11 protein-coding genes are annotated in these 7,654 nt (G+C 60.4%); 3 read left to right on the top strand and 8 right to left on the bottom strand.

Translation table 11 applies throughout. From position 1 onward, the window contains the following. On the top strand, positions 1-677 hold a 677-nt coding region (locus tag ABWU19_RS13830; protein WP_435902246.1), incomplete at its 5' end, for a hypothetical protein. Between the two features lie 44 nt (positions 678-721). Here the strand turns inward: ABWU19_RS13830 and ABWU19_RS13825 are convergent. Then, positions 722-1,756, bottom strand: coding sequence for a tetratricopeptide repeat protein (locus tag ABWU19_RS13825; RefSeq protein ID WP_435902245.1), 1,035 nt, complete (start codon positions 1,754-1,756; stop codon positions 722-724). Positions 1,757-1,758: 2 nt separating this feature from the next. Between ABWU19_RS13825 and ABWU19_RS13820 the strand changes: the two genes are divergently transcribed. Next, complete coding sequence (locus ABWU19_RS13820) at positions 1,759-2,016, top strand: GDCCVxC domain-containing (seleno)protein (RefSeq protein WP_435902244.1); 258 nt, start codon at positions 1,759-1,761, stop codon at positions 2,014-2,016. Between the two features lie 196 nt (positions 2,017-2,212). On the opposite strand, the gene ABWU19_RS13815 is transcribed toward ABWU19_RS13820, so the two are convergent. From ABWU19_RS13815 to ABWU19_RS13785, 7 genes are all read right to left on the bottom strand, one after another. After that, positions 2,213-2,680, bottom strand: coding sequence for an arsenate reductase ArsC (locus ABWU19_RS13815; protein WP_435902243.1), 468 nt, complete (start codon positions 2,678-2,680; stop codon positions 2,213-2,215). Positions 2,681-2,690: 10 nt separating this feature from the next. After that, complete coding sequence (locus ABWU19_RS13810) at positions 2,691-3,155, bottom strand: arsenate reductase ArsC (RefSeq protein WP_435902242.1); 465 nt, start codon at positions 3,153-3,155, stop codon at positions 2,691-2,693. Between the two features lie 46 nt (positions 3,156-3,201). Beyond that, entirely contained in the window at positions 3,202-4,443 is a 1,242-nt protein-coding gene (locus ABWU19_RS13805) for an MFS transporter (protein WP_435902241.1), read from the bottom strand. A gap of 120 nt (positions 4,444-4,563) precedes the next feature. Then, entirely contained in the window at positions 4,564-5,013 is a 450-nt protein-coding gene (arsN2, locus tag ABWU19_RS13800) for an arsenic resistance N-acetyltransferase ArsN2 (RefSeq protein WP_435902240.1), read from the bottom strand. A gap of 46 nt (positions 5,014-5,059) precedes the next feature. After that, positions 5,060-5,539 (bottom strand): DUF6428 family protein, encoded by a 480-nt coding sequence (locus ABWU19_RS13795; protein WP_435902239.1) that lies wholly within the window; start codon positions 5,537-5,539, stop codon positions 5,060-5,062. Positions 5,540-5,561: 22 nt separating this feature from the next. Continuing rightward, positions 5,562-5,903, bottom strand: coding sequence for an ArsR/SmtB family transcription factor (locus ABWU19_RS13790; RefSeq protein ID WP_435902238.1), 342 nt, complete (start codon positions 5,901-5,903; stop codon positions 5,562-5,564). Positions 5,904-6,017: 114 nt separating this feature from the next. Next, complete coding sequence (locus ABWU19_RS13785; protein WP_435902237.1) at positions 6,018-6,518, bottom strand: DinB family protein; 501 nt, start codon at positions 6,516-6,518, stop codon at positions 6,018-6,020. 37 nt (positions 6,519-6,555) lie between these two features. Between ABWU19_RS13785 and ABWU19_RS13780 the strand changes: the two genes are divergently transcribed. After that, positions 6,556-7,620, top strand: coding sequence for a DUF418 domain-containing protein (locus ABWU19_RS13780; protein WP_435902236.1), 1,065 nt, complete (start codon positions 6,556-6,558; stop codon positions 7,618-7,620). Positions 7,621-7,654: the final 34 nt, after the last annotated feature.

Below are 7,654 nucleotides of genomic sequence, written 5' to 3'. Positions count from 1 at the left end.
AACTCACCCCCGTCCCTTATTTTCCACTGGGTGTCAAGTCCTTTTCCGAATTGGCGTATATATATTATGAGCGTCAAGAAAATGCCTTTTCTGCATTATCCGACGAAGATCTGGATAGGGCAGGTATCCATGAACGAAAAGCTATTGAAATGTTACCGCTTACGCAGACTTTTTTGGTTTCAGATGGAGAGATCGACAAAATCAACAAGATACGGGATGTTTTTGAAGATGATTCCACTTATGAGCGGGTTTTCTCCCAGAGCAGACTCAAGGTAGATTCTCGCCGTATATTACTCTGCTATAAAGTACAGTTTCGCTTACGTAAATTAATGCAGGTAATTGCTGACAGGGGTGCAAACAAGTATTCATATATTGCTAAAGCGCGGTTGCTTTTGTGGGCTCTACTTTGCCAGGCACTGCTTAATGATGCGAAGGTAGAAGAGTGGTCTGAAAATTACGGCAAATCCTTATCTATAGAACACGATTATATCGAGCTTCTATCCAATCTGGCAACGAGAAAGTGCCGCTTCATAATCTCTGATGTGGTTGAAGATCCGAAATATGCCGAACGTGTTGCAGATGGAAATTATAGTTTTTTGCGTACAAATACGGCTTTTGCACAAGCAATGAATTCTGCATATAATCGCTACGGTTGGGTGCACCGCAAGCTGAGGTGACTTCTACATAAGAGCTTCTCGTTTCGAATCTACCTATTCTGAGCTTAGCGATTGCCCCGCGCCTGCAAGGCTTGCAAAGCCATAGCCGCCTCGCGGTAGCTGGGCTTGTAGCGCAAGGCTGCCTGAAAATCGGCCCGGGCCGCTTCCAGGTTGCCCTGGGCCTGGCGGGCCAGACCGCGCCAGTAGTAGCTTTCTTCGTGGTCGTCTATCCGGCCCAGCACGTCGCTGGCCAGGGCGATGACCTCCGGGTAGCGCCCGGTTTTGAAATAGGCCTCGTAGGGGCCAAACTGGTACCACAGCATCCGCCAGGGCCAGTTGTTTAGTGCATTGGCTGGGCGACGCGGGTCGAGGGTACGGTCGGGCGCAATGCGGCGGGATTGGTCGTAGGCCTGGGCGGCGGCCTGGGCCTGGCCGAGCCGAAGCAGGGTGCTGCCCAGGTTGAACCAGGCAAAGGCATTGCTGGGGTTGGCCTGGGTTTCACGCTGGGCCTGCTCGAGGGCCATCTGAAGCCCTGTGCGCTCGTTGATCCGTGAACCTAGCAGCGCAGCAACCTGCGCCTTGCGGCTTTGGGGGTAGACCACCAGGTAGGTGCGGTTGAAAACCTGCCAGAGCCGGTCGGTCTCGGCATAGCGCAGCGTCACCTTGGGGCCGTAATAGCTATCGAAGGCCTTGAAGATGCCCTGGCTGTCGTCGTAGCCCACCAGCAGGCGGTAGTGGCCCATGCCGCCGTTATCAGGAGTAACAAACCAGGTTTCCACTATTACCGGAAAACCGCCCGACAGCAGGTCTTTGAGTAGCTTCAGGTCGCCGGCTACCCCCAGATGCACACCAAACCCCTGCTTGCGGGCAAAAGCGGCCAGCTCTTCAGGGCTCACGTTCTTGTCGTTTTTGTTGGGTTTGAGCACCGGGGCAATCTGGTACTGATTAAGGGCGCTGCCCCAGAAACTCAGGGCCATGCCTATGGTGACCGGGCCGCAGTTGTTGTAGCGCTGGTACTCGTGGCGAGCGCCAGAAAGAAACACCGCGCCCGCCTGGGCCATCAGGCTAAGCCAAAGAAGCACAATCAGAAGCAGGGGCACCTATGTATTATGCCAGACCCATAGCGGGGGGACAGCGTGCTATAACATGGGGGATGGTTGTGCTGCAGTCCACCCTTCAGTGCCCCTCCTGTGGCCACGCCGAGCAGCTAAACATGCCAGAGGAGGCCTGCCAGCACTTTTACCAGTGCAGCCAATGCGGCCTCTGGATGCGGCCCAGGCCGGGGGACTGTTGCGTGTTTTGCAGCTACGGGGATGTGCCCTGTCCCCCCAGGCAAAAAGAGGAGCCCGCATCGGGCTAGAGCGCTCTTCATTATTACTGAGCTGCTCACAACCTAAATTTCCGTGTCCTGCACAGCACAGTTGCCTCCCGGATGGGAGGCAACGTGCGTGAAGAGTGCGACAAGCAAACACCCAAACGGCCTCAAAATCATACCCCCTCGGGCGGGGATTCGGGGGCGTTTGCGGGCAGCGTTCGGATTTGTGCCTCCCAAGCGGCTACTGGGTGGAGGTGGTGCTGGGAAGGATGTGCTTGGCCTCGAGCTCACGCAGCCAGCCGCGAACCCTGGCGGCGATCTGGTCGCGCACCGCGCGGAAGCGCTCGAGCTTGTGCTCGTCGGGCCCCTGGGCGGCGCTGGGGTCTTCGAAGGGCCAGTAAAGCCGGTAGGTGCTGAAAGGGAACAGCGGGCACTCCTGCTCGGCCCGGTCGCAGACCACAATCAGGTAGGTGAAGTTGAACTTGCCGCCCCAGTACTCCATCAGGCTTTTGGCGTACTGGCCCTCCATATCCAGGCCCATTTCCGAGAGCACTTGGCGGGTGAAAGGGTTAATCTCGCTGGGGTGTAGCCCGGCGCTATAGACCTCAAGGTGCTCGCCCGCATAGTGCCGCAGCAGGGCCTCGGCCATCTGGCTGCGGGCCGAGTTGTGGCTGCACAAAAACAGAACCGAGATTTTTCGCCCTTTCATGTCGCCTCCATCAGGTGAGCTGCTGCAGCCCTGTGGCCTCCTGCAGCTCGGCCCCGCTGGGGGTCTGGCCTTGCTTGAGGCGCCGAAGCAGGTGTTCGGACATGCGACCCAGGGCATCCCGCACCGCTCGCCAGGCCCCCAGGCCCTTGCCTGTGGGGTCGGGAAAGGACACGTGCAGCCTTTGGGTTCGGGCTGGGTAGACCGGGCAGTTCTCGGCCGCCGCGTCACACACGGTGAGCACCAGGTCGAAGTTCCAGGGGTCGGGCAGGTCGTAGAGGGTTTTGGAGGTGTGGGCGCTCAGGTCAATCCCCACTTCCTGCATCACCCTGATGGCATCGGGCTTCACAAAGGTTTTCTCGGTACCTGCCGACCAGATTTCGGCGGGTAGCTCGAGCCGCCCAGCCCAGTGCCGCAACCAGCCCTCCGCCATCTGGCTGCGGGCCGAGTTGTGGGTGCAAAGGACTAAAATACGCATCAAGGAAGATTATCGGGCAATTTTCATGGCAGTGTCAGAGAGGTTTTCACCATTGCGGCATAGCTGCTTTGGGGCGGGCTTGCCATATGGCCATCGCCGACAAGAAAGCCAGCGTGGCAAAAAGCCAGAGTGCCAGGGTGTAGTCGCCAGAAACCCCATGCAGCGCACCGGCGGCAAACGGAGCAAGCGTCTGGGCCACCGCCACGAGGGAGGTCATGCTGCCACTGATGGTGCCGTAGTGTTGGGGGCCGTAGGTCTCGGCAATGAGGGCTGGCTTGGCCAGGGAGATAGAACCGTTGGCCAGACCAAAAAACAGCACAAAAGCCCAAAGCCCCAGCACCCCCGGCAAAAGCTGCAAGCCCAGCAAACCCAGCGCGTAGCAAGCCATAAACGCTGCGCTAAGGTGGAAAAGCGAGACCCGCTCACTAAAAGGGGTGTAGACCAGGCGCCCTGCCAGTTGCACCACCCCCACCCCACCCACCGCCAGGGCTACCAGGGCCGGGGCAAAGCCTTTCTCTGAGAGCAGGGGCACCATGTGGGCGGTGAGGGCAATGCTGGTAGCCCTGGACAGGGCAAAACCCAGCGTGAGCCACCAAAACGTGGGCTGGCGCAGGGCCTCCCTGGCGCCGACGCTGGCTTCCCGCACGGGTTGTCCCGACCCTTCTACAAAAAACCCGCCATCCGGTAACTGACCTATGTCCTCTGGGCGCCGCCGCAAAACCAGTGCGTGCAAGGGAATGGTGCCCAGGGCCAAGATGAGCGCCAGAATCTCCAGCGCTTCGCGCCAGCCCACGGCCTGCACCAAAAAGGTACTGAGCGGCACGAAAATGGTGCTGGCCAGCCCGGCCATCAGGGTTACGACCAGCATGGCCCGGGGCCGGTAGCGGCGGAACCAGACCGCCAGCACCGCGAAGGCCACCTCGTACAGCACCATTGCCATCGCCAGGCCCAGGCCCGCCCAGAGCAGGTAAAACACCGTCAGGCTCTGCACCTGGGCCCAGCCCCAGACCAACAAAGCCCCCCAGATGGAGCCCGCCGTCATGAGGGCCCTGGCCCCGTGCCGGTCGAACCAGCGCCCCACCGGCAAGGCAGCCAGCCCCGAGACCAGCAGGGCCAGCGAGAAGGCCGCCGAAGTCTCGGCCCGGCTCCAGCCAAACTCGGCCTCCATGGGCTTCACGAACACGCCAAAAGCGTAGTAGAGCACCCCAAACCCAATGGTCTGGGTAACGGCCAGCGCCCAGGCAATGCGCCAGCCGTGATAGGCAGAGGAACCTGAGGAATGGGCCATGGGTGGGCTGTTACCCTCTCTGGGGGTGAGGGTTCAACGCGTTTGGGCCGGTCGTGTGGAACAAGGAGGGGTTCTGCATCCAGTACCCGCGGCGGGCTGACCCCCTGGGTTTGGCTGGCTTTATGCTTCAGGGGTTTCTTGCAGCAGGAGGGTCATGGCGATGGCGGTTTCGGGGCAAGCGCCCTGAAGCTCCTGGGAGCTTTGCAAGGCAGCAGGTAGCTCGGAGCGCTGCACCTGTGTGAAGCCGAAGCGGCGGAAAAACTCGGCGGCGGTCTCGGTGAGGAGGGAGAGCGAGGTCAGGTTTTTGTACCGGGCCAGGTCTATCACCCCTTTGGTCAGGCTGGCCCCAATGCCGTGAGAACGGTAGTTCTGCGCCACCACCACCGAACGCAGCAGGCCGCTGTTCTGATGTACTTCAAGGCCCGCACAGCCCACCACCTTGTCGCCCTCGAGGGCCAGCATGAAGTTCAGAATGTGTTCTTCCACGCCCACCTGAGGCAGATGAGCGGCGTTCAGTAAGGCCATAATCTCGGGTAGGTCAGCCGAGGTGGCGGTGCAGTAGGTAATCATGATTCCTCTTTTCGGATTGAAGTTGTTTTATTCTCCCCAGACCACATTAGCAGCAGCGTGTGGCCGCAGGGGCGGTAACCTCGAGCCCAACTGGCCCACAGCAGCCGGTGGCCCGGTCGCGGGCCTTGCAGGTTACACCGGGCGGAACCAGACGCACCAGCAGATGCTGGCCCTCGAGGGACATCTGAGCCACATGGTAGTGAACGGCCGGCCGCAGGGCATCCCCATACTCGAAGCGGATCTGGGCCTCGCCCCGCACCGGCACCGAGGCCGCCACCCGGTTGTAGATGCTGAGGAACTTTTGCACCGTCATGAACTCGGGTTTGTCGCCGGGGCCCGGCCCCATGAGCTGTACCACCGTCTCGCGCCAGAAGTTGGCCTGGCCGCCACAATCCATGCTTTCGTAGGTGACGTTCATCACCTCGGTGACATGGTAGCCGGGGGCGATCCGCTGTCCGCTGGCTTCGAAGACCAGCGACTTGTCTTGGTGCGAAGCCAGGGTCTCGAGCAGTTCCTGTGTGGTCATACCTTCCTCCTCTTTGGAACGATTACCCGCCAATGCTGGGCAAAAAGGCCTTGATCAGGGCAAAACCCCTAGGGTCAATCTGGTAGTACATCCACTTGCCGCGTTTTTCCCCTCTGACCAGCCGGGCCGAGACCAGGCACTTCATGTGGTGCGATACGGTGGGCTGCGAAAGCCCGGTCACGGCCTCGAGGTCGCAGGCACACACCCCCGGCTCAGGGCCGCAGCAAGCGCCATTCGGGTTGCGGGCCAGGTGGGCCAGGATCTTGAGCCGGGCCGGATCCGCGAGGGCTTTGAAAAGCGCGGCGGCTACCTCGAGGGAGCTCTCCTCCAGGCTTACTTCTTGTGGGGGGGCCAGGGTGGGCATGGCCGCAATTTACATTGATATATATAAATCTGTCAATATAAGGACTGGGCAGCGGCTACGCTTTGCCCCCGCAGGGGCCTAACCGATCTGGCGGCGACGATGCTCAGGCTATTTCTAGCGGTTTTGGGCATCCCACAGCTTGCGGGTGGTAATGACCTGGCCCGCGTGGTGCTGGGCATGGGCGGCAATGTGGTCGAGCACATAAACCGCTTTTACCTGGTGGGGGCCAAGCTGTACCGTACGCATCAGGTCTTCGGCTTCCAGTGCCCGCAGGCCCGCCCGAACCCGCTCGAGGTTCTGCACAAACTCGGCCAGCACCTCCACCGGCGCCCGTCCGCTTGGGGCCATCTCCTCGGCAGGGCGGATGCGCAGGGCTTCGGGTATTTCCTGAGCGGTGCCACGCAACAGCAAGCGGTAGGAAGCACCCCCAATATGCCGCACCAACCCCCCAATGGGGTTGGTTTCGGGCGCAGGCACCCACCAAAACCCTTCTGGCGTAAGATTCCCGGCCCACTTCTGCACCGTCTCCTCTACTTCATCCAGGTTCCGTAGCCACACCGAGACCAGCCAGTGAACACCCTCTACATCGCCGCGCAAAAAGGGAGGGATTTGCATATGGGTGATTCTAAAGCAATTTCCGTACAATCAGGCTGTGCAACCCCTGCCGCCCCAGTCGCGTGAGCCTTTTTTGGATGCGGCGCGGGGGCTGGCCCTGGTGGGCATCCTGGTGGTCAACCTCGAGCATTTTGCGGGCGTGGAGCTGTATGCGACCCTGCACGGGGAAAACTGGAGCTACACCCTGGGTCGGCAAATCGTGGCTTTTTTCTTTAGCGGCAAGTTCTACACCATCTTCTCTATTCTGTTTGGGCTGGGGCTGGCCCTGCAGTACCAGCGCTTTGTGGCCGCCGGTCTGGAAGCTAACGTACTGCTCAAGCGACGCCTGGGGTGGATGCTGGGGCTGGGCGCCCTGCACGGCATCTTTTTGTTCGAGGGCGACATCCTGGGTACCTATGCCCTGGTGGGCTTCTTGGCGCTGCGCTACCTGAGTCGAGAGGTTCGGCCTGTGGACATCGGCAAGTTTTTGTTGCTGGGGTATGCTTTATGGTGGATCATTACAAACACTTTGCGCGATCAGGTGGGCGTATTCCCCCACAGCGAGGTTTTCCTGCAAGGCAGCTTCTGGGAGGTGAGTAGAACCCGGCTCGAGGCCTGGCTTTACAACACCCCCCTGTCTGCTTTGCTGTTTGGCGCCGAGCTGGTGGGCTTGTTTTTGCTGGGCATGTACCTGGCCCCGCGCTGGCAGCACATCGGCCCGGCCCTGCTGTGGCGCGTGGTAGCGGCTGGGCTTCTGGTGGGGGTTCCGGTCAACCTTTACAACGCCCTGCACCCCGATTTGCAGCCGCTGCGGGGGCTGGGCGGGCTTTGCTTTGCCCTGGTTTACCTGGCCCTTTCGCGCTTGTTCTGGGACAGGCTGGGCTGGTTGCATCACCTGCGCTACGCAGGCCGTATGCCCCTCACCAACTATCTGCTCCAGTCCGCGGTTATGAGCACGGTTTTTTATGGCTATGGCCTGGGGCTGTACGGCCAGGTCAGCCCCATCTGGTTCCCCATCGTGGCCGTTGGCTTTGTTTCGCTACAGGCTGGTGTGAGCCGCTGGTGGATGGCACGCTACCAGCAAGGCCCCCTCGAGGCCACATTCCGCACCCCTCTACCTTGACTTTAGGATTTTGGGGTGGAAACCAATGCTGATC

It is taken from the genome of Meiothermus cerbereus, from assembly GCF_051297115.1.
In the GTDB taxonomy this organism is placed as follows: domain Bacteria; phylum Deinococcota; class Deinococci; order Deinococcales; family Thermaceae; genus Meiothermus; species Meiothermus cerbereus_A.
This window is presented reverse-complemented; position numbering and strand designations above follow the sequence as displayed.